Origin of the sequence: Agrobacterium sp. DSM 25558, from assembly GCF_900100825.1 — a bacterium.
Classification (GTDB): Bacteria; Pseudomonadota; Alphaproteobacteria; order Rhizobiales; family Rhizobiaceae; genus Agrobacterium.
This window is the reverse complement of the sequence record NZ_FMUD01000025.1, coordinates 1-26033: the sequence shown is the minus strand read 5'-3', so window position 1 is coordinate 26033 and position 26033 is coordinate 1. Positions and strand designations below refer to the sequence as shown.

Sequence of the window (26033 nt, the reverse complement as noted above, 5' to 3'; positions counted from 1 at the left end):
CATGAGCGCAGATGCGGCCCCGACAACGGTTGAAGCCTTTCGGGAACGGTTGCTGGAGATAACCGGCAGTCTGCCCAAACGTCTGCGACAATGCGCCGACTACGTCGCCTCCCATGCCGACCGCATCGCAGTTTCAACTGTGGCCGAACTGGCGGAAGGCGCAGGCGTCCAGCCATCTGCCATTATGCGCTTCAGCCAGATTATGGGCTTTTCCGGCTTTTCAGACATGCAGCGTCTGTTTCGCGAACACTATACCGGCGGCTGGCCGGATTATACGACGCGGCTTAGCAACCTGCGGGACAATGGTGAAGACGGCGGCGCGCTGCTTCTGGCCGAGTTCGTGGATGCCGGTCGTGCCTCGCTCGAAAACGTGCTGAAAACCGTTGATCCGCAGGAGTTCGAAACCGCCATCCGGGTTCTGTCGCAAGCCAGCACCATCCACATCATCGGCCTACGCCGTTCCTTTGCTGTCGCCAGCTATCTGGCATACGCGTTCGAAAAAATGGGCGTTCCCGCCATGCTGCACGCATCGGTCGGGCAACTGCACAATGAGAGCGCCATACGGTCTGGCGATGTGGTGCTGGCCATCACGTTTTCGCCCTACTCGGTAGAGACGATGGACGTCATATCATCAAGCCTCGCGCGTCAGATTCCGGTGATTGCCATGACCGATACGGCGGTCAGCCCGATGCGCAAGTTGGGTGCGACGATCCTTGCAGTATCAGAGGTGGATTTCGGCGCGTTCCGCTCGCTTTCGGCCACTTTGTGTGTTGCAATCGCACTGGCTGTCGGTGTCGGCACGCACCGCCAAAATTGAATATTTATGTTGAAAATGGAGAAAATGGAATTTATAGTCCAAAAATAACCTGAAATGGAATGATAGTGGAGTGTCATTCCAGATGCAGGATTCGCGTCACAGCGAGGGAGGACGGTCGTGAAAAAGCTTGATCTGATTACCATTGGCCGTTCATCGGTCGATCTTTACGGCGCGCAGGTTGGCGGGCGGCTGGAGGATATGTCGTCCTTCAACAAATATATCGGTGGCTCGCCCACCAATATCGCAGCCGGTGGGGCGCGGCTGGGTCTGAAGACCGCCGTCATCACCCGCGTGGGTGACGAGCATATGGGCCGCTTTATCCGCGAACAGTTGGTGCGCGAAGGCGTCGATATCAGGGGCGTGAAGACCGACCCCGAACGCCTGACGGCGCTGGTGCTGCTCGGCATCCGCGACCAGTCGCAATTTCCGCTGATCTTCTACCGCGAAAACTGCGCCGATATGGCTTTGTGCGAAGACGATATCGATCCCGCCTTCATCGCCGATGCTGGATGCGTCTGCGCCACCGGAACACATCTTTCCCACCCCAAGACGGAAGCCGCCGTGTTGAAGGCGTTGAACCTCGCGCGGGAAAACGGCGCAAAGACAGCCCTCGATATCGATTACCGACCCAACCTCTGGGGTGTCGCAGGCCACGGCGATGGCGAAAGTCGTTTCGTGGAATCCGAAAAGGTGACAACCAAGCTGCAATCGACCCTGCATCTGTTCGACCTCATCGTCGGGACGGAAGAGGAATTTCACATTGCCGGTGGTTCTACCGATACCCTGGAAGCGTTGAAGGCCGTTCGTAAGGTCTCCCAAGCGACTTTGGTCTGCAAGCGCGGCCCCATGGGTGCATCCGTGTTTCCGGGCGATATTCCAGCCAGTCTCGATGACGGCGAATCCGGCGAGGGTTTCCCCATCGAAGTCTTTAACGTGCTGGGTGCGGGCGATGGCTTCATGGCTGGCCTGTTCCGCGGTTGGCTGCGCGGTGAGGACTGGCCGACGACCCTGAAATACGCCAATGCCTGCGGTGCCTTCGCCGTCTCCCGACACGGCTGCACACCCGCTTACCCAAGCTGGGAAGAGCTGCAATATTTCTTCCGCACCGGCATCAACAACAAGGCATTGCGCAAGGATGAAGCGCTGGAGCAGGTGCACTGGGCCACGAACCGCAAGGGTGACTGGAACACCATGCGCGTCTTCGCCTTCGATCACCGCATGCAACTGGAAGCGATGGCTGATGAGGCAGGAGTTGCGCACGACAAGATTGGCGAGTTCAAGAAGCTTTGCCTGCAAGCAGCTCTTCAGGTGTCCGGCGGCGAAGCCGGGTACGGCATTCTCTGCGACAGCCGCTTGGGCCGCGATGCGCTTTACGAGGCGAGCGGCACGAACCTCTGGATCGGCCGCCCCGTGGAATGGCCGGGCTCTCGTCCCCTGACATTGGAGCCCGAACTCGGCCTCGATTTCGGCGGGCTGAACGAATGGCCAGCCAACAATGTCGTCAAGGTTCTCTGCTTCTATCACCCAGATGATGCAGCCGATCTGCGCAGGGAACAGGAAGACACGGTGCTTCGCCTCTTCCAGGCCGCCCGCCGCAACCGGCTGGAACTGCTGCTGGAAGTCATTCCGTCCAAAGTCGGACCTGTGGATGACACGACGACGGCCAAGATCATTGACCGTTTCTACGAGATCGGCGTCTACCCCGACTGGTGGAAGCTGGAGCCGATGAAAAGCGAGGCAGCATGGAAAAATGCGACCGATGCGGTGCAGCGCAACGACGCTTACGTGCGCGGCATCGTGGTGCTGGGGCTGGATGCACCGCAGGCGGAGCTTGAGGAGAGTTTCCGTCTGGCAGCAGGCTTCGATCTCGTCAAAGGCTTTGCCGTTGGCCGAACGATTTTTGCCGATGCTGGCCGTGCATGGCTTTCGGGCAAGATGAACGATGTGGAGGCCGTCGGCCAGATGGCGGAGCGCTACAGCGCGCTTTGCCGCATCTGGGATGAGGCGCGCGCCGCGGGAAACAAGGGAGAAGCAGCGTGACGACACTACGATTGACGGCAGCGCAGGCGATGATGCGCTATCTGGCCACGCAGATGAACGAAGCTGGCGAGACCTATATCGCCGGTGTCTGGGCTATTTTCGGCCACGGCAATGTCGCTGGCATTGGTGAAGCGCTCTACGGCATCCGCGATGAGCTGAAGACCTATCGCGGCCAGAACGAGCAATCCATGGCCCATGCGGCGATCGCCTACGCCAAACAACTCGGCCGCCGCCGTGCCATGGCGGTCACATCCTCCATCGGCCCCGGCGCGACGAATATGGTGACGGCAGCCGCACTTGCCCATGTCAACCGTTTGCCCGTCCTGCTCATCCCCGGCGATGTCTTCGCCAATCGCGGCCCCGATCCGGTGTTGCAGCAGATCGAGGATTTCGGTGACGGCACCGTATCAGCCAATGATTGTTTAAAACCCGTCAGCCGCTATTTCGACCGCATCATGCGCCCTGAACAGCTTTTGACAGCGCTGCCGCGTGCCATGCGCACCTTGACGGACCCTGCCGATTGCGGCCCGGTCACGCTCGCCTTCTGCCAGGATGTGCAGGCGGAAGCTTATGATTATCCGGCCAGCTTCTTTGAGAAAAAAGTCTGGCGTCAACGCCGTCCTGAGCCCGATGTCGCCGAGTTCGAAGACGCCGTTGCCGCGCTGAAAGCCGCAAAGAACCCCGTCATCGTCGCCGGTGGCGGCGTTCACTTCTCCGGCGCAACGGAAACGCTGAAGAACTTTGCCGAGACGCACTCCATTCCCGTCATCGAAACGCAGGCGGGCAAGTCGGCTCTCGCCTGGGACCACGACCTGAACTTCGGCCCTGTCGGTGTAACCGGTGCAGATAGCGCCAATGCCATCGCCGAAAAGGCCGATCTCGTCTTCGGCATCGGCACCCGCTTTCAGGATTTCACCACCGGCTCCTGGGCGCTGTTCAAGAACCCAGATCGCAAGCTGCTGGCGCTCAACGTCCAGCCCTATGACAGCGCCAAACACAATGCCATCAGCCTGACGGCGGACGCCAAGGTCGGCCTAGAGAAGCTGTCCGACGCCTTGGGCATCCACCGCTTTTCAGCACCCGACACTGCTTTGAAACAACAATGGTTTACGAAGGCCGATGCCGTGACGGCAGCGCCAACCGAAGCCAACAGCCTGCCGACCGATATGCAGGTCATCGGCGCTGTGCAGCGCGCTTCGCGCGACAATACCGTCGTCATGTGCGCCGCTGGCACCATGCCGGGCGAGTTGCACCAGCTTTGGAAGGCCAAGCTGCCGCTCTCTTACCACATGGAATACGGCTTCTCCTGCATGGGTTACGAGATCGCCGGTGGCCTCGGCATCAAGATGGCTGAGCCGCATCGTGACGTGATCGTCATGGTCGGCGATGGCTCCTACATGATGATGAATTCGGAGCTGGCCACCGCCGTCGCGATGGGTGTGAAAATCACCCTCGTGATTACCGATAACCGAGGTTACGGCTGCATCAATCGGCTGCAAATGGGCACCGGCGGCGCGGAGTTCAACAACCTCTACGCCCACACCAACCACACCAACCCCATCGCCATCGATTTTACCGCCCACGCCGCCAGCATGGGTGCCGATGCCCACAAGGTGTCCTCGATTGCGGAACTGGAAACCGCACTGAATGCCGCGCGCGAGGCGACGGTGACGACCGTTATCGTCATCGACACTGACCCATACCCGACACCCGACGCCGGTGGGTACTGGTGGGATGTGGCAGTTCCGGAAGTCTCCGAGCGCACAGAAGTCAACAATGCACGCGCCGCTTACGAAGCTGCGTTGAAAGAAAGACAGTAAGATGATCCTTTACGGCACCAACCCCATTGCCTGGAGCAATGACGACGACCGCACGCTGGGCGCCCATATCAGCCTCGAACAATGCCTGGATGAGACCTCGAAAATCGGTTTCGACGGCATCGAAAAGGGTCACAAGTTTCCGCAGGAACCGGATGCGCTGAAAGCGGTGCTGGAGCCGCGCAATCTGCGCTTCGTGTCCGGCTGGCATTCGCTGAATCTGCTGACAAACTCCATCGAAGACGAAAAAGCGGCCATGCAGCCCGCGCTCGATCTTCTGAAAGCCATGGGCTCCAAGGTCATTATCGTCTGCGAAACCTCCAACGCCATCCACGGCGATGACGGAAAGCCGGTCAACGACCGTCCAAAGCTTGCCGATGTCGACTGGAAAAACTTTGGCGCAGGCGTGGAAGCACTGGCGGCATTTGCTGCCGAGCAGGGCATCGCACTCGTCTACCACCACCACATGGGCACCATCATCGAAAGCGAAGACGAAATCGACCGTCTGATGGAAAACACTGGGCCGCATACCAAGCTGCTGCTGGACACTGGCCACACGCTATTTGGCGGCGGTGATCCCGCACGTCTCGCTCGCAAGCACATAGCGCGCGTCGGCCACATCCACGCGAAAAACGTCCGACCTGACATTGCAGCGCAAGTGCGCAGCGAAAAGCTTTCGTTCTTGGAAGGCGTACGTCGCGGCGTCTTCACTGTTCCCGGTGATACGGATGGCGGCGTCGATTTCCCACCCGTACTGAAAATTGCCGCCGAACATGGCTACAGCGGCTGGCTGGTGATCGAGGCCGAGCAGGACCCGGATGTGCGCAATCCCTTCGAATATCAAAGCCTCGGTCTGAAATCCCTGCGGGACTTCGCCAGGCAAGCCGGGCTGGATAAAGCCTGATCAAAGGAGACGACGATGGCCAATCTGCTTCGCAAGCCAACCGGAAAAACCGGCAAGGTCCACGACATCACACCACAAAGTGCTGAATGGGGCTATGTCGGCTTTGGTCTCTATCGACTGAAACCGGGTGAGACCGCTGCCGAGGAAACCGGCGACACGGAAGTCATTCTTGTGCTGGTCGAAGGCAAAGCGGAAGTGTCATCCGAAGACAAGAACTTCGGCGAACTCGGCGACCGCATGAACGTGTTCGAGCGCAAACCGCCGCATTGCGTCTATATTCCCGCCGGTTCCTCGTGGTCGGTCAAAGCCACGAGCGATTGCACCATCGGCGTCTGCACAGCACCCGCCAAGCCGGGCAGGGAGGCGCAGATCATCGGTCCCACCGGCATTTCGCTCAGCGAACGCGGCAAGGGTGCCAACACCCGCTACATTTTCCCGATTGCCATGGAAGACCGCGATGTGGCCGATAGTCTGCTCGTCACGGAAGTCTTCACCCCATCCGGCCACTGGTCATCCTACCCGCCCCACCGGCATGACGAGGACAATTTCCCCGACATGACCTATCTGGAAGAAACCTACTACCACCGCCTTAACCCCGCCCAGGGCTTCGGCTTCCAGCGTGTCTTTACGGAAGATGGATCGCTGGATGAAACCATGGCGGTTTCCGATGGCGATGTCGTGCTGGTACCCAAGGGGCACCATCCCTGCGGTGCGCCATACGGATATGAGATGTATTATCTCAACGTGATGGCGGGGCCGATGCGCAAATGGCGCTTCCAGAACCACCCGGATCATGATTGGATATTCAAGCGGGATAATGGGTGAAGTTGCTGGGTGGGGCTTACCCCCCTCTGCCTTGCCAGGCATCTCCCCCTCAAGGGGGGAGATCGGCTCGTGGCGACCTTTTGGCATTCTTAGCGGTCGAGAATAAAGTGACGGCGGCGCGCCCAGCCAATCTCCCCACCTGAGGGGGAGATGCCCGGCAGGGCAGAGGGGGGTGAGCGGCACCCTCCAACCTCTCCACTAAAAATACTCCCCAACCAAATCAATACCTTACCCAAAAACCCGCAAAATCCTCAAAAAACCTCCCGCACTTTTCTCCACGGCGCGCGAATCACCCGCACAATCTCCCCGTTCCGCCCTCGGATACACCGCAAGGCGTTGCGGCGAGGCGGGACCGGCGCTGGGGTTGAAAGGGTGACGCAAACCTTTCGCTCCCGGGGTCGAGCAGCAATCTCCCCGGCGGCAACGGGAGGAGCGTGACACCGGTTTCGGACCGCCCGGTGTCATTCTCCCGATGCCCGACCTAGTCGCCGGGTGTACCGACAGCTCATCGTCCTCTGGTCGAATGCGACTATGGGGATTGAAGCGAAAGTCAGGCGGTACACAGGAACACGCTGCATCTGCCCCGCACCAGAGATGGTGCGGACGGATCGCAAGGGGCGCACTTGGCCGGGGCTGGCGGGTGCAGAGCTTGCGAAAAACGGATCGATCCTTCCGCCCCTAGATTATCGGCGCGGGAGCAAATCGAAGGCAGATGTGGCTGAACTGGCGGGGCGATGATCTGGCAACAGGCCATCGCCACCCGGATGGGAAGGGTCGGACCTTGACTATGTCCGACCGGTTCTCCGGCAAGGTTTCCCCCTTCGCCGTCCGGGCTCTGCCAGCCGTGGCAAGTGGATTGCTGTTTGGCCAAAAGAGCTGAACGGGGCGCTGTGAGGTGCCATTATTGTACTACCCAACGAGGCAGCTTGCAGCGCCCCGTCCGACTATCCATGGCTGCGAATGGTTATGGGACCTGAGAATGAAGCATGACACGGGCAGATGCTGCCGCGTGAACGGCGAAGCTTGCCTAAGCGGTGGCCGGGATTTTTGATAGTGAGGGGATCAGTGAGGGCAGGTGTGGCTGAGGGCAATTGTTTTGCCTCAGGCAACGGTAGATGCCGGATGCAACGGCAGCAACCCTCATCCTGAGGTGCCCCGCAGGGGCCTCGAAGGACGAGGGTTGCGGACTTGGGGGCAGAGTGCGCGGCAGATGCTTCGAGGCTTTGCCCTTCGGTCAAAGCACCTCAGCATGAGGGGTGGGTGTGGTGAGCTGACGGCATCAAGTGGAATGAAGAATAGGGCGCAACGGTAGCAACCCTCATCCTGAGGCGCGGAGGCGAAGCCGCAGCCTAGAAGGACGGGGGTTGCGGGCCAAGGAGTACGCGGCAGGATGCTTCGAGGGCGTTGCGCGCCACCTCTCCTTCGACAGGCTCAGGATGATGCATGAGGACGGAGGGTGTGGTTAGCCGACTACATCAAGTGGTGTGGAGAATAGCGCACACCACAGCAACCCTCATCCATCATCCTGAGCCCGTCGAAGGAGAGGTGCGGAGGCGAAGCCGCAGCCTCGAAGGACGAAGGTTGCGGGCCAAGGAGTACGCGGCAGGATGCTTCGAGGGCGCTGCGCGCCACCTCAGCATGAGGACGGAGGGTGTGGTGAACCCACTAGATCACCCCGAGTGGAGAATAGGGCGCAACACTGCCGCTTGGCGAACGTGCGTCAGACGTCGCCCACCAAAGCAGAACAGAGTGCGCCCCGAGACATCAACCCTGCGGCTGCTTCGTCTTGCGCAAATACGGCAACACCGTATCAAACGAACCAAACCGCGTAATCGCATCCTCATTCGAAACCGCAGCCGTAATAATCACGTCCTCGCCCTGCTTCCAGTTCGCCGGTGTCGCCACCTGGTGTTTGGCGGTCAGCTGGATCGAGTCGATTGTGCGCAGGATTTCATCGAAGTTGCGGCCTGTGGTCATCGGGTAGGTGAGGATCAGCTTGATCTTCTTGTCGGGGCCGATGACGTAGACGGAGCGAACGGTCGCGTTATCGGCAGGCGTACGGCCTTCGGAGCTTTCGCCCGCATCATCCGGCAGCATGTCGTAGAGCTTTGCGACCTTGAGGTCCTTGTCGCCGATCAGCGGATAGGCAACCTCGAAGCCGGTTGCGGTCTGGATGTCCTGCTTCCACTTGGAGTGGCTTTCCACCGGATCGACCGAAATGCCGATGACCTTCACATTGCGCTTCTTGAACTCGCCATCGAGGCCCGCCATCGCGCCCAGTTCCGTGGTGCAGACCGGCGTGAAGTTCTTGGGGTGAGAAAACAGGACAGCCCAGCTATCGCCGATCCACTCATGAAAGCTGATCGACCCCTGGGTTGTATCGGCGGTAAAATCCGGGGCGGTCTGGTTGATACGCAACGTCATGGCATGCTCCAAGCATAAGGTTAGAATCTGATTTTCTCTTGTCGCGCGTGCAAAGTCGCCAAATAATCATCCACAAAAGGCGCGATGGAGAGGAGAAAAATTCTTCTTTTGGCATATGGGGACAATGACTTTGCAATGCCAGTTTTTTACGCGGAAATGGGGAGGGGCGTGCCGGCCCATACCGCCACCGTCGGCGCTACCTGTGGCAACTCTGCCGCAGCCAGAGGTTTAGTTGCATCTGAATAAAAAATGGGCTGGTCTTTTGATTTAAGATGCATACGATGTCCCCATCAACGTTAACGAGGGAGGTATTTGATGGCATATTTTTCTAACTCCCCGGTGGCATCAGCCAATCACGGCTGAGGCCCAGCCTCTCTTCTCATCAAGAGATCGCAACACAATAGCTGGCTGAGCTAGCTCTTTCTTGTTTTTCCCCAAATTATTTCGCGCATCAATCCAGCGCGGATTCCGTTTTTCCTTCTTTTATGGGACCGGCTGCCAGCCGGATGCTGTTCATGTCTTTTGGTTTGAAAATGCGCCGAAGTCAGGCGTTTCGCAGCGTTTTTCGTTTCTGTTGGGCGCATTGGCGGCAACAACCCGGTCGTGTGGCTTTCATGCTGTGCGCCGTGCTGTTTTCCACGCTCGCCGATGTGTTGACGCCAATGTTTGCCGGTCATCTCGTGGATGCCGTGGTCTCCGGCACGGCCAGCGATCCCATCGTCTGGAACAATGCGCTCACTGCATTCTGTTGGCTCATGGGTCTTGCCGTGTTGGCCGTCATTTTGCGGCACGCCACCTTCATGACGATCATCAGTTTCACGCTGCGGTCCATGACGGATATCGCTGCGGATTCGTTTCACCGCATCCAGCGTTTCTCTTCGGATTGGCATGCCAACAGCTTTGCCGGCTCGACGGTTCGCAAGGTCACGCGCGGCATGTGGGCGCTGGATCTGTTGAACGACACGGTGTTCGTCGCGCTGTTTCCGTCGGTCATTATGCTCATCGGATCGACTGTTCTGATGACGTGGTACTGGCCGATGATGGGCCTACTTGTCGGGCTGGGCTCCTTGCTTTTCGTCGCCATCACGGTGTGCATGGCGCTTGGCTATGTCGCGCCCATGGCAAGTCTTGCCAACGCCTGGGATACCAAGCTCGGCGGCTCCCTGGCCGATGCCGTGACCTGCAATGCCGTGGTGAAAGCCTTCGGCGCGGAAGAGCGGGAAGACAGCCGGCTGACGCGCGTCATGGGCAAGTGGCAGGACCGGACACGGCGGACTTGGACGCGCGGCACCATCAACGGCACGTTGCAGGCTGGCCTGCTCAGCATCATGCGGGCAGGCGTGGTCGGCCTTGCGCTGTTGCTCTGGGCCAGCGGCAAAGCCAACGCGGGTGATATCACCTTCGTTCTAACGGCGTTTTTCATCCTGCAAGGCTACCTGCGCGAAATCGGCATGCATATCCGCAACCTGCAGCGGTCGGTGAACGATATGGAGGAGCTCGTCTCCATCCATTCGCAGCCGCTTGGCATTGACGATGTGCCAAACGCAAAGACGCTTGTCATCAATGAAGGAAAAATCGAGTTCGACCGGGTGAGCTTCCATTACGGCAAACATCTCGCGCCGCTTTACAAGGATTTTTCCGTCACCATCAAACCGGGTGAGCGGGTGGGACTTGTCGGCCATTCCGGTTCGGGCAAGACGACCTTCATCAAGTTGATCCAGCGGCTGCATGATGTCAGCCACGGCTCTATCCGCATTGATGGGCAGGATATTTCGCAGGTGTCGCAGGCGTCGCTGCGCCAGCAGATTGCCATCGTGCAGCAGGAACCGATCCTGTTTCACCGGTCGCTGGCGGAAAACATTGCCTATGCAAGGCCAAACGCCACGCAGAGCGAAATCGAGAATGCGGCGAAGCTTGCCAGCGCGCACGGCTTCATCACCGCCCTGCCGAAGGGTTATGGCACGCTGGTGGGTGAACGTGGCGTGAAACTTTCGGGTGGAGAGCGTCAGCGTATCGCCATTGCCCGGGCGTTTCTGGCAGATGCGCCCGTGCTCATTCTCGATGAAGCGACGTCCAGCCTGGATTCGGAATCGGAAATGCTGATCCAGCATGCGATGGAACGGTTGATGCAGGGGCGCACGACGCTGGTCGTGGCACACCGTCTCTCAACCGTCCGCTCGCTCGACCGTCTCCTAGTGTTCAGCCACGGCACGATTGCGGAAGAGGGCACGCATGTCAGCCTCATCCAGAAGAAGGGCGGCATCTATCGCGGCCTGTTCGAGCAGCAGGCGCTGGAGCTGACGAAAGGCCTCGTGATGGACGTTGCCGAATAAGGTCTCAAGTCCACGGCATCGCACGATGCCGTGGACCTTTTTATTATCGCCAGCCGAGTTCCGGTGCGACATATTTCAAAATGGAATCAAGGACGTGGACATTGTAGTTGACACCCAACTGGTTCGGGATCGTCAACAACAGCGTATCGGCTTCGGCAATGGCCTCATCCTGTGCCAGTTCCTTGATCAGAACGTCCGGCTCTGCCGCATAAGAGCGCCCAAAGATAGCGCGGGTGTTGGCATCCAGATGACCGATGCTGTCGCTTTCCTTGGCTCCGCTGCCAAAATAGGCGCGGTCGCGGTCATCTGTCAGCGCAAAGATGCTGCGGCTAACGGAAACGCGGGGCTGGCGGCTGTGGCCAGCTTCCTTCCATGCCTGGCGATAGGCGCGAATTTGCGCTGCCTGCTGCACATGAAACGGCTCGCCGGTTTCGTCGTCCTTCAAGGTCGAGCTTTGCAGGTTCATGCCCAGCTTGCCAGCCCAGATGGCAGTTGCATTGGAGCCAGCGCCCCACCAGATGCGGTCGCGCAGACCTTCCGAATGCGGTTCAAGGCGAAGCTTGCCGGGCGGGTTAGGGAACATCGGATGCGGGTTCGGCTCAGCAAAGCCTTCACCCTTCAGCACTGCCAGAAAGACTTCCGTGCTGTTGCGGCCCATATCGGCGTCGCTTGAACCCTCTTTCGGCTGGTAACCGAAATACCGCCAGCCATCGATCACCTGTTCCGGCGAGCCACGGCTGAGGCCCAGTTGTAGGCGTCCGTTGGAAATAAGGTCGGCGGAACCGGCATCTTCCGCCATGTAGAGCGGATTTTCGTAGCGCATGTCGATGACGCCGGTGCCGATCTCGATCGTCTTCGTTCTGGCACCGACGGCGGCCAACAGCGGAAAGGGCGAGGCGAGTTGGCGGGCAAAGTGGTGGACACGGAAATAGGCACCATCGACACCGATTTCTTCGGCGGCAACGGCAAGTTCGATGGATTGCTGCAACACGTCTTTCGCGGTACGGGCCTGCGAATGCGCGCCGGGGCTCCAGTGACCGAAAGACAGAAAACCGATCTTTTTCATGATATTTCACCTGAATTGCGTATGTTTCGTTGCCGAACATATAGTGCGCAATTCAGAGAATGTACCGGCCCGATTGTGAACAGTCTGTTCAGGCCTTGGCGCGAACGACGCCTCCGGTGGCATGAATGTGCTGCCCCTCCGGCACCTGCGCATTGACGATGGCACTGGCGAGCTGTCTGAAACTGACCATGCCCACGACCTCCCCGGATGGGCTGGCGACCGCGGCATCGTCCTGACCGCTGACAGACAACAGGCGCATGGCCTCCTCGACACTGGTTCCCACCACCACCTGCGGACCAGTCAGCGGCGGCCCGGGTCTGACCGGAGACATGATCGCTTCGACATTGATGACGCGACCGCGGTTCACTTCTTTGACGAAGGTTGCGATGTAATCATCCGCAGGCCGCAAGACGATATCCTGACTGGTGCCCTGCTGAATGACCTCGCCATCGCGCAGAATGGCGATCTGGTCGCCCAGGCGCAGTGCCTCATCCAGATCATGGGTGATGAAGACAATGGTTTTCTTGATTTCCTTTTGAATATCGAGAAGCACGGTCTGCATGTCGGTGCGGATCAACGGGTCGAGCGCCGAGTAGGCCTCATCCATCAACAGCACAGGCGCATCGTTGGACAGCGCCCGCGCCAGCCCGACGCGTTGCTGCATGCCGCCAGAGAGTTGGTTGGGAAAGCGCGTTTCATAGCCTTTCAAGCCAACCCGTTCCAGCCAGCGCATGGCAATATCGACGCTTTTTGCGCGTGCCATGCCCTGCACTTCAAGTCCGTAAAGCGTGTTGTCCAAAATGTTACGATGCGGCAGAAGCGCGAATTTCTGAAAGACCATGGCGGTCTGGTGGCGGCGAAAGGTGCGAAGCTCGGTGGAATTCATCTTCACCACGTCGACGCCATCGACCAGCACTTCACCGGCTGTCGGGTCTATCAGCCGATTGATATGGCGGATCAGCGTGGATTTGCCGGAGCCGGACAGTCCCATGATGACCTGAATGCAGCCGGAGGGTATGTCGATGTTGATATCCCGGAGCCCAAGAACATGACCGTGTTTCTCGTTTAGCTCCGTCTTTGTCAGCCCCCGTTTGACAGCGTCGATATGGGCTTCCGGTTTCACCCCGAAAATCTTGTAGAGATTGCTGATCTTGATGCCACCAAATGCAGTGTCAGCCATGGGCAATCTCCTGATGTTTCTGGAGCCTTTTGCCATAGGCTTGGCTAATGCGATCAAAGATGATGGCAATGCCGACGATGGCGAGGCCATTGAAGATGCCCAGCGTGAAATACTGGTTGGCGATGGCTTTCAGAACCGGTTGTCCCAGCCCCTGCACACCGATCATGGAGGCAATGACGACCATGGCGAGTGCCATCATGATGGTCTGGTTGATACCGGCCATGATGGTGGGAAGCGCCAGCGGCAATTGCACCTTGAAAAGTTTTTGCCAGCCGGATGAGCCGAACGCGTCTGCCGCTTCAAGCACATCCCGGTCCACCAGCCGAATGCCGAGATTGGTCAGGCGGATCATCGGCGGAATGGCGTAGATCACCACCGCGATCAGCCCCGGCACCCTGCCGATGCCCAGCAGCATGACCACGGGAATGAGGTAGACGAAACTCGGCATGGTCTGCATGACATCGAGGATCGGATTGACCACGCGCTGGAAGCGATTGGAATGCGACATGAGAATGCCGATGGGGAGGCCAATGGTGATGGACAAAACCGTGCAGACGAAGATCATAGAGATCGTCCGCATCGTATCCGTCCACATATCGAAATAGCCGATAGCCAGCAGCGTGAAAAGACAGCCCAGCACGATCTTGAGGCTGCGACTGCCAGCCCAGGCAATCGCCAGAATGATAAGAATGATGATCGGCCACGGCGTTTGCGTCATGAAACGCTCGGCCCAGATCAAAAACTGCTGAAGCGGCGAAAAGAAGCCTTCGATGCTGCCGCCCCAGGCGCGCGTGAACTCACGAAAACCGTCATCGATGATCTTTTTCAGATTACGAAGCATATCGTCGTTCATGTGCGGAAACTTGTAAAACCAGTCCATACAATTCCCCTATGATCACGGCGACATGCGATCGGTTTTTACCAATCGCATGTCGATTTGCGTGGCCGCCGGACGGTGGGTCAGGCAGCAGGGAAGGTCTTCAGAGCGAAGCCTTGATCTTTTCCGCAGCGTCGGCAGAAACCCACTTCGTCCAGATGTCCGGGTTTTCTTTGAGGAAATGCTTTGCGCTGTCTTCGCCGGTCGCCTGATTGTCCGTCATCCAGGCCATCAGCTTGTTGACGGTCGCGTTGCTCCACGAACGTTTGTTGAGGTAATCCATAATTTCAGGACCAGCCTTTTCCGAGAAAGGCTTGGCAACCAGCGTGACGACCTTGTCGACCGGCCATGCGTTCGGCTTCGGGTCCGGGCAATCGGCAACCGTGTTGCAGCGTTTCCATTCGGCTGCGTCGGCGGCGACGCCGGGCTCAAGCTTCACCATTTCGTATTTGCCGAGAAGGGCGGTGGGCGACCAGTAATAGCCGACCCATGGCTGCTTGCGCTCGTAAGCCTTGGCAATGGAGCCGTCGAGACCAGCGGAAGAGCCGCTATCCACGAGGGTGAAACCCGCTTTTTCCGCGCCGAATGCCTTGTAAAGCTGGGCCGTGACGACGGTGCCGCCCCAACCCTGCGGGCCATTGACGATGGCACCCTTTTCAGGGTTTTCAGCATCGGGGAAAAGCTTCGGATTTTTCAGCAGGTCGCCGATGGTCTTGATATCGGGGTGGGCGTCGGCCACGTATTTCGGAATCCACCAGCCTTGAATACCGCCATCCGGCAGCGCCGTTGCAGCAACGACGAGTTTGCCTTCATCCACGCCGCGTTTGACCACCTCCGGCAGGGTATCGGCCCAGGCTTCCGGGGCGATATCCGGCTGGCCTTTTTCAACCATGGAGGTGATTGTCGGCACGGTATCGCCGATGGTGATATCGGCGCTGCAACCGTAACCTTCGTTGAGAATGATCTTGTCGATGGCGGAGAGCACTTCGGCGCTTTGCCAATTCATGCTGGCGATGGTGGGGCTACCACAGTCTGCGGCGTTCGACGCGGATGCGCCACCCAGCAAACCGAACACCAGACAGGTGGATGCAAGCAGTTTCTTCATATCTGTTCCCTTTATTGGCGACGCTTATAAAGAGACGAACCTGCCGCTTGGGTCTGCCCCTGTCTTTGTCTTTGCAAAGTTGAACGGATGATGGCGTGAAGCACGCCCGCAACCTACGCAAATTGCGACGGCCATCCGCCAAACCACGACAGGTCACGGCATTTTAATCTTCAGGTAACTTTTCCGCCATGTCGGCTTGCGGTGTGTGGATCGCTCACTCTTTGCTGATGGATGTCAAAAAAAGCTGGATAGTTGGTATCCGCAAGGCAATAGTAGCAACTGTCCGGCAAAGGACAGGATGGTGTTGAGGGATGCCATTCTCAAAACAACTCGTTTAGGGGGAAATACCTTGGCTCGAATAACGCTCCGTCAATTGCTCGATCACGCGGCAGAACACGGCTATGGCGTACCTGCCTTCAACATCAACAATATGGAGCAGGCGCTGGCCATTATGGACGCAGCGGATGCGACCAATTCGCCTGTCATCATGCAGGCTTCGCGCGGCGCGCGCGCCTATGCAAACGACATCATGCTCAAGCACATGATGGATGCAGTTGTCGAAATTTATCCGCATATTCCCGTTTGCGTGCACCTAGACCACGGCAACGAGGCCGCCAGCTGCATGACGGCCATTCAGGCCGGTTTTACATCGGTCATGATGGATGGTTCTCTCAAGGCCGATGGCAAAACACCGGGCGACTGGGACTACAATGTAGGCGTTACCAAACAAGTCACCGACATGGCCCATTATGGCGGCATTTCCGTCGAGGGCGAGTTGGGTGTTCTCGGTTCTCTGGAATCCGGCATGGGCGAGGCGGAAGACGGCCACGGTGCCGAGGGTGTTCTGTCGCATGACCAGCTGCTGACAGACCCTGACGAAGCGGTGAAATTCGTGCGCGAAACCAAGGTGGATGCACTGGCCGTTGCCATGGGCACGAGCCACGGTGCCTACAAGTTCACCCGCAGGCCGGATGGCTCGGTGCTGGCCATGAATGTCATCGAGGAAATCCATAACAAGCTGCCGAACACGCATCTTGTGATGCACGGTTCTTCCACCGTGCCGCAGGATTTGCAGGATATCATCAACGCTTACGGCGGTGCCATCAAGCCGACCTGGGGCGTGCCGATCGAGGAAATTCAGCGCGGTATCAAGAACGGTGTGCGCAAGATCAACATCGATACGGACTGCCGCATGGCCATCACCGGACAAATCCGCAAGGTTCTTGCGGAAGACCCGGCTGAGTTCGATTTGCGCAAGTATTTGAAGCCTGCGCGGGATGCGATGACGAAGCTCTGCAAGGAGCGGTTTGAGTTGTTCTGGACAGCTGGGCAGGCATCGAAGATCACGCCGATCCCACTGCGGGAGATGGCGAAGCGTTATGCTTCGGGGTCGCTGGACCCGGTGATTTCGTAAGGTTCTTTAGAGAAGGGGCAATCCCCTCTCCTCCGTCATCCTCGGGCTCGACCCGAGGATCTGCTACGTCTCGTCTTTCACAACGGTAGTTGGCTCTAGATGCAGATTATAAAAAAGCCGGAAGTGGTGAATTCACCTCCGGCTTCTTCGTTTCGGGCACAAGCTCGCGTCACAGCCTGCTTGTACGTTGGTAGATCCTCGGGACGAGCCCGAGGATGACGAAGGTGAAGGTCAGACTTACTTCTGCCAGCTCTTAACCAACTCATCATAATTGACGGTCATTGGCTTTTCTTTTTCATCCGCGATCTTCAACTGTGGTGCAAGGTGGCCTTTGGAAACGGCGTCCTTGTTCCAGTATTCAAGATCGTGCTCTTCAGCCAGCTTCGGTCCGATTTCGCCCTGAACGCCAGCGCGTTCCAGACGCTGCATGACCTTTTCCTGTTCGGCGCAGAGCGAGTCCATGGCTTCCTGCGCGGTCTTCGCGCCGGACGATGCATCGCCCACGGCCTGCCACCAGAGTTGGGCCAGCTTTGGATAATCAGGAACGTTGGTGCCGGTTGGAGACCACTGAACGCGGGCTGGCGAACGGTAGAACTCGATCAGGCCGCCGAGATCCTTGGCGCGCTTGGTGAAGCTTTCGTGGTTGATCGAGGAGTCGCGGATGAGGGTCAGGCCGACATGGCTCTTTTTCACATCCACGGTCTTCGAGGTCACGAACTGTGCGTAGAGCCAGGCGGCCTTGGCGCGGTCGTCAGGGGTGGATTTCATCAGCGTCCAGGAACCCACGTCCTGATAGCCGAGCTTCATGCCATCTTTCCAGTAAACGCCATGCGGGGAGGGGGCCATGCGCCATTTCGGCGTGCCATCCTCGTTCACGACAGGCAGTCCCTTCTTGACCGCATCAGCTGTAAACGCCGTGTACCAGAAAATCTGCTGCGCGACTTCGCCCTGCGCCGGAACGGGACCGGATTCGGAGAAGTTCATGCCCGCCGCTGCTGGAGGCGCGTAAGCCTTCAACCAGTCGAGGTACTTCTGGATGGCATAGACGGAGGCAGGACCGTTGGTGTCACCGCCGCGCGCGACGCAAGAGCCGACCGGCTGCGATTTCTCGTTGACCTTGATGCCCCATTCATCGACCGGCAGGCCGTTTGGCAGGCCCTTGTCGCCGTTGCCGGCCATGGAAAGCCACGCATCGGTAAAGCGCCATCCGAGCGACGGGTCCTTCTTGCCATAATCCATATGGCCATAGACTTTTTTGCCGTTGATTTCGCGGCCGGTGAAGAAGGCGGCGATGTCTTCATAGGCTGACCAGTTGACGGGAACGCCGAGATCGTAGCCATACTTGGCCTTGAAATCTGCCTTGTTCTTTTCGTCGTTGAACCAGTCATACCGGAACCAGTAGAGGTTGGCGAACTGCTGGTCGGGCAACTGGTAGAGCTTACCGTCAGGTGCTGTCGTGAATTTCGTGCCGATGAAATCCTTCAGGTCGAGACCGGGATTGGTGACATCCTTGCCTTCGTTAGCCATCCAGTCCGTCAGGTTGCGGGCCTGCTGGTAGCGCCAATGGGTGCCGATCAGGTCGCTATCGTTGACGAAGGCGTCGTAGATGTTTTCGCCTGATTGCATCTGCGTTTGCAGCTTTTCGACCACGTCGCCTTCGCCGATCAGGTCGTGCGTCAGCTTGATGCCGGTGATTTCGGTGAAGGCTTTGGCCAGCACCTTGGACTCGTATTCATGCGTCGTCAGGGTTTCCGAAACGACCTTGATATCCATGCCGGCAAAAGGCTTTGCGGCATCGATGAACCATTGCATTTCCTTTTCCTGATCGGCACGGGAAAGGCTTGAGAGATCACCAATTTCCTTGTCCAGAAATGTCTTGGCCTCGTTCATTCCGGCGTTTGCCACGCCTGATATTGCCAGCAGCGCCGCCGCTGTCGTTGTTAAAAGATGCACTCGCATAATCATCCTCCCAGTGTTTACGATTGCTTGCAGATGTATCTCCGGGCGGTCCTCCCTCCCGGTATTTCAGTCGAATGCCTAAACGAAGCGGAACACGCCAATCGCATAGACAACCGAAAGAGCCAGTGCCCACCAAAGGCCGGGGCCGACGAGGCCGAGCCAACCGAGGTGGATGAATGCGGAGCCGAGCAGCGACACGAACAGGCGGTCGCCGCGCGTCGTCTCGAAGCGTAAGATGCCGACGCGAGGATTGCCGCCGGGCGAGATATATTCCCAAATCGCCATGCCGATCAGCAGTAGTAAAATGGTCAGAAAAAACAGCGCCGTGGGCAGCGTCCATGCCATCCAGGAAAAATTCATTTTGCTTCTCCTTTCTTAGACGCGACCCAGGGCAAAGCCCTTGGCGATGTAGTTTCGGACGAAATAGATGACCAGCGCGCCGGGAATGATGGTCAGCACACCGGCGGCGGCCAGCACGCCCCAGTCCATGCCGGACGCCGAGACGGTGCGGGTCATGGTCGCGGCAATCGGCTTGGCGGCTGTGGTCGTCAGTGTTCTGGCCAGCAGTAATTCCACCCACGAGAACATGAAGCAGAAGAAGGCCGCGACGCCGATACCGCTGGCGATCAGAGGCATGAAAATCTTCACGAAAAAGCGCGGGAAGGAATAACCGTCGATATAGGCGGTTTCATCGATTTCCTTGGGTACGCCGGACATGAAGCCTTCGAGAATCCACACCGCCAGGGGAACGTTGAACAGGCAGTGGGCAATCGCGACCGCGATATGCGTGTCGATCAGGCCAAAGGCGGAATAGAGCTGAAAGAAGGGCAGGGCGAACACGGCGGGCGGTGCCATGCGGTTCGTCAGCAGCCAGAAGAACAGGTGCTTGTCGCCCAGAAAGCGGTAGCGCGAAAACGCGTAAGCGGCGGGCAGGGCGGCGGCAACCGAGATCACCGTGTTCATCACCACATAGATGATGGAGTTGATGTAGCCGTTATACCAGGCCGGATCGGTGAAAATGATGGTGTAGTTGCGCAGCGTCGGGTTTTGCGGCCACAGCGAAAAGGCACCGAGAATCTCGCCGTTTTCCTTGAAGCTCATATTGACGAGCCAATAGATCGGCAGCAGCAGGAAGACGATATAAATCGTCGGGATGAGGAAGGAGAAGCGGGTGATGGATTTGGAATTGCTCATGATGTTCTCCTTTCTCAAGCCTGTTCGTCGCTATTGGTCATGACGGTGTAGAAAATCCAGGACAGTGCGAGGATGATCAGGAAGTAGATGATCGACATCGCCGCGGCTGGTCCCAAGTCGAACTGTCCCACCGCCATCTTCACGAGATCGATGGAGAGGAAGGTCGTGGAGTTACCCGGTCCACCGCCGGTGACGACGAAGGGTTCGGTGTAGATCATGAAGCTGTCCATGAAGCGCAGCAGAACGGCGATGAGCAGCACGCGCTTCATCTTCGGTAACTGGATATAGCGGAAGACCGACCAGCGCGATGCGCCATCGATGCGGGCTGCCTGATAATAGGCGTCCGGGATGGAAACCAGACCGGCGTAGCACAGCAGCACGACGAGGCTCGTCCAGTGCCAGACATCCATGATGATGACGGTGGCCCAGGCGTCCACTGGGTCTTGCGTATAGTTGTAGTCGATGCCGAGCATGGACAGGTAATGGCCGAGGAAGCCGATATCGACACGCCCGAAGACCTGCCAGATTGTGCCGACGACGTTCCACGGAATGAGAAGCGGCAGGGCCATCAGCACGAGGCAGACCGGGACGCCGAGGCCTGTTTTCGGCATGTTGAGCGCGATGAGAATGCCGAGCGGAATCTGAATCGCCAGAATGACGAAGGAGAAAATAAGGTTGCGCATCAACGCGTCCCAGAAGCGGGGGGAATGCAGCATCTGCACGAACCAGTCGGTTCCCGCCCAGAAGAACTGGTTATTTCCGAACGTATCCTGAACCGAGTAGTTGACGACCGTCATCAGTGGAATGACGGCGGAAAATGCGACGAGGATCAGAACCGGGATGACCAGAAACCACGCCTTGTTGTTGAACGTTTTTTCCATGGCTCAGGCTCCCGTGCCGACGCGCCAGCTATCGGCGTAGATGCCGATGGCCTTGGGATCGAAAGTGACTCGGGGTTCAGACGGAATGTCGCCATCTTCAGGCACCACCACAGTCAAGGGATGTCCGGCAAAGCTGGCGCGGACGATTTTCTGGCGACCGATATCCTCGACCTTGCTGATCGTAACCGGCATGCCCTCGCGCCCGAGAGAGATGAATTCGGGGCGAATGCCCAGTTCCGTTTTCGCTTCGCTTTCAACATTGGGTGCTGCGTCGAGCAAGACATGCTGATCGCCTATTTTCGCCTGCGCGCCATCCAGTGACACCGGCATGAAATTCATGCCCGGAGAGCCGATGAAGTAACCGACGAAGGTGTGGCTTGGTCGTTCGAACAATTCGGCAGGTGTGCCGATCTGCACGATCTGCCCGTCATACATGACGACGACTTTGTCGGCGAAAGTCATGGCCTCGGTCTGGTCGTGCGTGACATAGACCATGGTAAATCCGAACTGTTTGTGCAGGCGCTTCAACTGTGAGCGCAGCACCCATTTCATGTGCGGGTCGATCACCGTCAACGGCTCATCGAACAGGATGGCGTTGACATCGTCGCGGACGAGGCCACGGCCTAGCGAAATCTTCTGCTTCTGGTCGGCCGTCAAGCGATGCGCGCGGCGCTTGGCCCAGGATGAGAGATCGATCATCTCGAGAATTTCATTGACGCGACGATTAACATCCGTCTCTGAGACGCCGCGATTGCGCAGCGGGAAGGCCAGATTGTCGTAGACGGTCATGGTGTCGTAAATGACCGGGAATTGGAACACCTGCGCGATGTTGCGCTGTTCCGTTGGCAGATTGGTAACGTCTTTGCCATCGAACAGAATACGTCCATCGGACGGATTGATAAGGCCGGAAATGATGTTGAGCAAAGTGGTCTTGCCGCAACCGGATGGGCCGAGCAGCGCGTAGGCACCGCCATCGCTCCACTCGTAATTCACTTCCTTCAGGGCGTAGTCATTGGCCGCCCTGGCTTTGGCGTTGTAGGCGTGGCGGATATGATCGAGACTGATGCGTGCCATGGTCTCTTCTCCTCACGCGGCTGCTTGTTGCGGGGTTGCAAGCGAGCGGCCACTCGCATCGAACGCCATCAGATGGAGGGTATCCAGGTAGATATCGACCTGACGGTCCGGCTCGATATCCAGAATGCCGCGCGTCAGCATGACCCAGCGATTGCCCGCATAATCCAGATGGATAAAGCTTTCCGAGCCAGCAATTTCCGAGATCAGCGTTTTTGCATTCAGCTTGATCGCCGTTCCACCATTTGCCGGTGTCGGGTAGAGGTGATGGGGATGAAAGGCCAATGTGACAGGGCCATCGGCAATGTAAGAGAGATGCGATGGCACCGGAAACGCCGGTTCGCCATTGAGCAGAAACGATCCGCCCGAACGCATCACCGCGATGATGTTCAGCGGTGGATCGGCAAATGTCTTTGCCGAAACGAGATCGACCGGATTGCGGTAAAGATCAATGGTGCTGCCATATTGGGCGATGTGCCCCTGATGCATTGTCGCCGTGTTGCCGCCGAGAAGCAGGGCTTCGGATGGTTCGGTCGTTGCGTAGACGAAGATCGCACCCGACAGAGCAAAAATCTTTGGCAGTTCTTCGCGCAATTCTTCGCGCAGCTTGTAATCGAGGTTGGCCAAGGGCTCATCCAGCAGCACGAGGCTGGCATTTTTGACGATGGCGCGGGCGAGCGCCGTGCGCTGCTGCTGCCCGCCGGAGAGGTTGAGTGGTGTGCGGTCGAGATAGGGCGTGAGCCGCAGCATGTCGGCAGCGCGCCGCACTTCGCGGTCGATGGTTGCCTTGTCCTTTTTGGCGATGCGCATCGGGGAGGCGATGTTTTCGTAGACGGTGAGCGCCGGGTAATTGATGAATTGCTGGTACACCATGGCAACGCTGCGGTCCTGCACGCGCTTGCCCGTTACGTCCGTGCCATCGAACAGCAGTTGGCCCTCCGTCGGCTTGTCCAGACCGGCCATCAGCCGCATCAGCGATGTCTTTCCAGACAGCGTCGGCCCCAGCAGCACGTTCAACGTGCCCCGCTTGAGGGTCAGATTGGTTGGGTAGATGTGGTAATCACCACCCACCATCTTAGCAATGTTGCGTAATTCCAGCATGCTGTCCCGAGGCCTCCCAACCTGCAAGATATCTGCTTCAATGTCAGTCCATCACGCCCCTGCGGGCGTTAGAAAATCACGCGGCGATAGACGCCATGTAAGTGTCGAGCGCGACTGCCTCTTCCTTAGAAAAATGCAAGCCCTGCTTGGTTCTGCGCCACAACACGTCGTCGCTGGTTCTGGCCCATTCCTGACGGATCAGCCACTCGACTTCGCGCTCGTAAAGATCGCCTCCGAAATGCTGGCCGAGTGCCTTCATGCCGGTCGCATCGCCAAGGATCGCATTTGCTTTCGTTCCGTAAAGACGAACCAGTCTGCGCGCCTGACGCTCGGATAGAAAGCTATATTTTGCGCTGAGCTTTTTAACTTCCGTCTCGTAACCGGTGGCCGCGAAATCCCCACCCGGAAGCGAGCTCTTGCCAGTCCATGGCTTGCCCTTGTCACCAATGGCTTCCGCCACCTTCTCCAGCGCATGTTCAGCCAAACGGCGATAGGTCGTCAGCTTGCCGCCGAAAACATTCAGCAACGGGGCTTCACCGGACGCGTTTTCCAGCTTCAGAACGTAATCGCGGGTGGCTTCCTGCGCGCTGGATGCGCCGTCGTCGAACAGCGGACGCACGGCGGAATAGGTCCAGACGATATCGTCTTTCGTCACCGGTTCTGCGAAATATTCGCTGGCCGCGTTGCAGAGGTAATCCGTCTCTTCGCCGCTGATCTTCACATCCGCCGGATCACCCTGATAGTCGCGGTCGGTCGTGCCGATCAGCGTGAAATCGGTCTCATAGGGAATGGCGAAAATGATGCGGTTGTCGGGGTTCTGGAAGAAGTAAGCGCGTGGATCGTTAAACTTCTTCTTCACGATGATGTGGCTGCCCTGAACCAGCCGCACATTGTGAACCTGATTTTTGCCCGCCGCATTCGACAGAACATTGTCCACCCACGGGCCAGAAGCGTTAACCAGCATACGCGACTTCACGGTTTTGACGGTGCCGCTTGCGGTATCTTGCACATCGACGTTCCAAAGGCCACCCTCGCGGCGAACGGAGGTGACCTTGGCGCGGCTCATGATATCTGCGCCACGGTCGGCAGCGTCTCGGGCGTTCAGCACCACCAGACGGGCATCATCCACCCAGCCATCCGAATATTCGAAGGCCTTGGTGAAGAGCGGCTTTAGTGGCTTGCCGGCGGGGTCGCGGCGCATGTCGAGGGATTTGGTGGCGGGCAGAAGCTTGCGGCCACCCAGGTGGTCATAAAGGAAAAGCCCGAGCCGGATGAGCCATGCAGGGCGAATACCACCCTTGTGGAAAGGCAGAACGAAACGCATGGGCCAGATGATATGCGGGGCCATCGCCCACAGCACTTCGCGTTCCATCAGGGCTTCGCGCACCAAACGGAACTCGTAATGTTCAAGATAACGAAGGCCGCCGTGAATGAGCTTGGTTGCGCCGGAAGAGGTGCCGGAGGCGAAATCGTTCATCTCGGCAAGGGTGACAGAATAGCCGCGACCGGCAGCATCACGCGCAATGCCGCATCCGTTGATGCCCCCACCGATCACGAAAATATCGCGAACCGCCTGCTCAGTCACGTCACTCTCCCTGATGCGAAATTCCGCCGCTTATTCTTGGAATTCGAAATTGAGGGGAGTTAAAATGAAAAGAAAGTGAATGTCAAACGAATGTTCGTCGTTTCAGTTCTCAGGCCGTGAGCGTTCGGTTTCGATCAACCGAACGTCATTTTCCTTGCAAATGACTTTCACGGATTCAAGCGGACAGTGGTCGGTTATAAAGGTGTGGACCTGCGAGAGATGACCTATCCTCACCGGTGCCGTTCGGTCGAATTTGCTGGAATCGGACACCAGAATGACGTGCCGTGCGTTGGCAATGATGGCCTGCGCCACTTTCACTTCGCGGAAATCGTAATCCAGCAATGCGCCGTCCTTGTCGATGGCCGACACGCCGATCACCGCATAGTCCACCTTGAACTGGCGGATGAAGTCCACCGCCGCTTCCCCGACGATCCCGCCGTCCGTGCCGCGCACCACGCCGCCTGCAATGACGACCTCAATACCGGGAAATATCCGCAACCTATTGGCAACGTTGATGTTGTTGGTAATGACCATCAGTTCCTGATGGTCCACGAGCGCTTCGCCGACAGCTTCCGTCGTCGTGCCGATATTGATGAATAGCGAGGATTTATGGGGGATGAGCTCGGCTGCGGCGCGGCCTATCGCCTGTTTTTCCGTCGCAGCTATCGAGCGTCTTGCTTCATATTTCACGTTTTCCGTGCTGCTGGGAAAGATCGCGCCGCCATGGATTCGTGTCAGCGCGCGCGCCTCGCACAGATCGTTCAAATCCTTGCGTATCGTCTGCGCCGTCACTGAAAATCGGGAGGCCAGATCATCGACACTGACCTTGCCCTCGGATTTCGCAAGTTCGATGATTTCAAGCTGGCGCGATGAGAAAAACATGGAGGCTTCTACCCGGAAATATCTGTGGACTTTCGTTTTATTTCATTTTTCTGAAAAGCGAAAGTGTCCGGGGCTGCTGGTCTGGAGAAAGGTTTTCCACAATTGGCACGCGTGTGAAGGCTCCAATTTGTCCGCCTGATAAATATTGGGGTTGCGCCTCGGCGCGTTTTGTCCTTGTTTGCGGGTTCTCACACTTTATGGGGAAATTAAAAAAATGCAGTCTATAAAAACAACAACGCGCGCCGCAATCCTGCTAGGCTCAGGACTCATAAAATCAGAGCCAGAAGATAACAGCGGCGGCGATGCAAATGCTTGAGAAGAAGGTATGTGCGCAGCGATCGTAACGTGTGTGGATGCGCCTCCAGTCCTTTAGCTTGCCGAACATGTTCTCGATTTTGTGGCGTTTCCTGTAGAGAACAGGATCGTGCGGGACGGGCACTTTCCGGTTGGACCTTGAAGGGATGCAGGCGTCGATCTTGCGCTCGGCTAAGGCAGCGCGAAACCGAAACCAGTCGGCGTCATAGCCCTTGTCCGCCAGCAACGTCCTGGCCTTCGGCA

The 26033-nt window shown here is 57.9% G+C and carries 21 protein-coding genes; 7 read left to right on the top strand and 14 right to left on the bottom strand.

Annotated elements, in window-relative coordinates; translation table 11 throughout:
* Position 1 precedes the first annotated feature (1 nt).
* The 5 genes from DSM25558_RS19305 to iolB all read left to right on the top strand — a co-directional run bounded on the left by DSM25558_RS19305 (position 2) and on the right by iolB (position 6403).
* Positions 2 to 817, top strand: coding sequence for a MurR/RpiR family transcriptional regulator (locus tag DSM25558_RS19305; RefSeq protein ID WP_077106318.1), 816 nt, complete (start codon positions 2 to 4; stop codon positions 815 to 817).
* 117 nt (positions 818 to 934) lie between these two features.
* The gene (gene iolC, locus DSM25558_RS19300) at positions 935 to 2857 is read left to right on the top strand and encodes a bifunctional 5-dehydro-2-deoxygluconokinase/5-dehydro-2-deoxyphosphogluconate aldolase (RefSeq protein WP_077106317.1); all 1923 of its coding nucleotides are present in this window, start codon (positions 935 to 937) and stop codon (positions 2855 to 2857) included.
* A complete protein-coding gene (gene iolD, locus DSM25558_RS19295; RefSeq protein ID WP_077106316.1) occupies positions 2854 to 4677 on the top strand; it encodes a 3D-(3,5/4)-trihydroxycyclohexane-1,2-dione acylhydrolase (decyclizing) in 1824 nt (607 codons plus the stop codon). The genes iolC and iolD overlap by 4 nt, the downstream gene beginning before the upstream one ends.
* Position 4678: 1 nt before the next feature.
* Entirely contained in the window at positions 4679 to 5578 is a 900-nt protein-coding gene (iolE, locus tag DSM25558_RS19290; protein ID WP_077106315.1) for a myo-inosose-2 dehydratase, read from the top strand.
* Positions 5579 to 5593: 15 nt separating this feature from the next.
* The gene (gene iolB / locus DSM25558_RS19285) at positions 5594 to 6403 is read left to right on the top strand and encodes a 5-deoxy-glucuronate isomerase (protein WP_077106314.1); all 810 of its coding nucleotides are present in this window, start codon (positions 5594 to 5596) and stop codon (positions 6401 to 6403) included.
* Between the two features lie 1764 nt (positions 6404 to 8167).
* Here iolB and DSM25558_RS19280 read toward each other — a convergent pair.
* Positions 8168 to 8827 carry a peroxiredoxin gene (locus DSM25558_RS19280; RefSeq protein ID WP_077106313.1) on the bottom strand — a complete coding sequence of 220 codons (660 nt, stop codon included), beginning with the start codon at positions 8825 to 8827 and terminating at the stop codon, positions 8168 to 8170.
* Between the two features lie 515 nt (positions 8828 to 9342).
* Here DSM25558_RS19280 and DSM25558_RS19275 point away from each other — a divergent pair.
* Positions 9343 to 11160 carry an ABC transporter ATP-binding protein gene (locus tag DSM25558_RS19275; protein WP_077106365.1) on the top strand — a complete coding sequence of 606 codons (1818 nt, stop codon included), beginning with the start codon at positions 9343 to 9345 and terminating at the stop codon, positions 11158 to 11160.
* Positions 11161 to 11203: 43 nt separating this feature from the next.
* Here DSM25558_RS19275 and DSM25558_RS19270 read toward each other — a convergent pair whose 3' ends face one another.
* From DSM25558_RS19270 to DSM25558_RS19255, 4 genes are all read right to left on the bottom strand, one after another.
* Positions 11204 to 12226: an LLM class flavin-dependent oxidoreductase gene (locus DSM25558_RS19270; RefSeq protein ID WP_077106312.1), complete on the bottom strand. Its 1023-nt coding sequence runs from the start codon at positions 12224 to 12226 to the stop codon at positions 11204 to 11206.
* 88 nt (positions 12227 to 12314) lie between these two features.
* Positions 12315 to 13406 (bottom strand): quaternary amine ABC transporter ATP-binding protein, encoded by a 1092-nt coding sequence (locus tag DSM25558_RS19265; protein ID WP_077106311.1) that lies wholly within the window; start codon positions 13404 to 13406, stop codon positions 12315 to 12317.
* Positions 13399 to 14286: an ABC transporter permease gene (locus DSM25558_RS19260; protein ID WP_077106310.1), complete on the bottom strand. Its 888-nt coding sequence runs from the start codon at positions 14284 to 14286 to the stop codon at positions 13399 to 13401. The genes DSM25558_RS19265 and DSM25558_RS19260 overlap by 8 nt, the downstream gene beginning before the upstream one ends.
* Positions 14287 to 14386: 100 nt before the next feature.
* Entirely contained in the window at positions 14387 to 15388 is a 1002-nt protein-coding gene (locus DSM25558_RS19255; protein ID WP_077106309.1) for an ABC transporter substrate-binding protein, read from the bottom strand.
* Positions 15389 to 15737: 349 nt separating this feature from the next.
* Between DSM25558_RS19255 and fba the strand changes: the two genes are divergently transcribed.
* Entirely contained in the window at positions 15738 to 16802 is a 1065-nt protein-coding gene (gene fba, locus DSM25558_RS19250; RefSeq protein ID WP_077106308.1) for a class II fructose-bisphosphate aldolase, read from the top strand.
* A gap of 237 nt (positions 16803 to 17039) precedes the next feature.
* Here the strand turns inward: fba and DSM25558_RS19245 are convergent, their stop codons facing one another.
* From DSM25558_RS19245 to DSM25558_RS19205, 9 genes are all read right to left on the bottom strand, one after another.
* A complete protein-coding gene (locus DSM25558_RS19245; RefSeq protein ID WP_077106307.1) occupies positions 17040 to 18761 on the bottom strand; it encodes an ABC transporter substrate-binding protein in 1722 nt (573 codons plus the stop codon).
* A gap of 78 nt (positions 18762 to 18839) precedes the next feature.
* The gene (locus DSM25558_RS19240; RefSeq protein ID WP_077106306.1) at positions 18840 to 19121 is read right to left on the bottom strand and encodes a DUF2160 domain-containing protein; all 282 of its coding nucleotides are present in this window, start codon (positions 19119 to 19121) and stop codon (positions 18840 to 18842) included.
* 15 nt (positions 19122 to 19136) lie between these two features.
* Positions 19137 to 19955, bottom strand: coding sequence for a carbohydrate ABC transporter permease (locus DSM25558_RS19235; RefSeq protein WP_062451178.1), 819 nt, complete (start codon positions 19953 to 19955; stop codon positions 19137 to 19139).
* A 14-nt stretch (positions 19956 to 19969) separates the two neighbouring features.
* Complete coding sequence (locus DSM25558_RS19230; RefSeq protein ID WP_077106305.1) at positions 19970 to 20836, bottom strand: carbohydrate ABC transporter permease; 867 nt, start codon at positions 20834 to 20836, stop codon at positions 19970 to 19972.
* Between the two features lie 3 nt (positions 20837 to 20839).
* Positions 20840 to 21910 carry an ABC transporter ATP-binding protein gene (locus DSM25558_RS19225; protein WP_077106304.1) on the bottom strand — a complete coding sequence of 357 codons (1071 nt, stop codon included), beginning with the start codon at positions 21908 to 21910 and terminating at the stop codon, positions 20840 to 20842.
* Positions 21911 to 21922: 12 nt separating this feature from the next.
* On the bottom strand, positions 21923 to 23008 hold the full coding sequence (locus DSM25558_RS19220) for an ABC transporter ATP-binding protein (RefSeq protein WP_077106303.1): 1086 nt from the start codon (positions 23006 to 23008) through the stop codon (positions 21923 to 21925).
* Positions 23009 to 23084: 76 nt separating this feature from the next.
* Positions 23085 to 24593 carry a glycerol-3-phosphate dehydrogenase gene (gene glpD / locus DSM25558_RS19215; protein WP_077106302.1) on the bottom strand — a complete coding sequence of 503 codons (1509 nt, stop codon included), beginning with the start codon at positions 24591 to 24593 and terminating at the stop codon, positions 23085 to 23087.
* A 102-nt stretch (positions 24594 to 24695) separates the two neighbouring features.
* On the bottom strand, positions 24696 to 25475 hold the full coding sequence (locus tag DSM25558_RS19210) for a DeoR/GlpR family DNA-binding transcription regulator (protein WP_077106301.1): 780 nt from the start codon (positions 25473 to 25475) through the stop codon (positions 24696 to 24698).
* A 274-nt stretch (positions 25476 to 25749) separates the two neighbouring features.
* Positions 25750 to 26033 (bottom strand): IS5/IS1182 family transposase (locus DSM25558_RS19205; protein WP_077106300.1); only part of this gene is annotated, 284 nt, incomplete at its 5' end.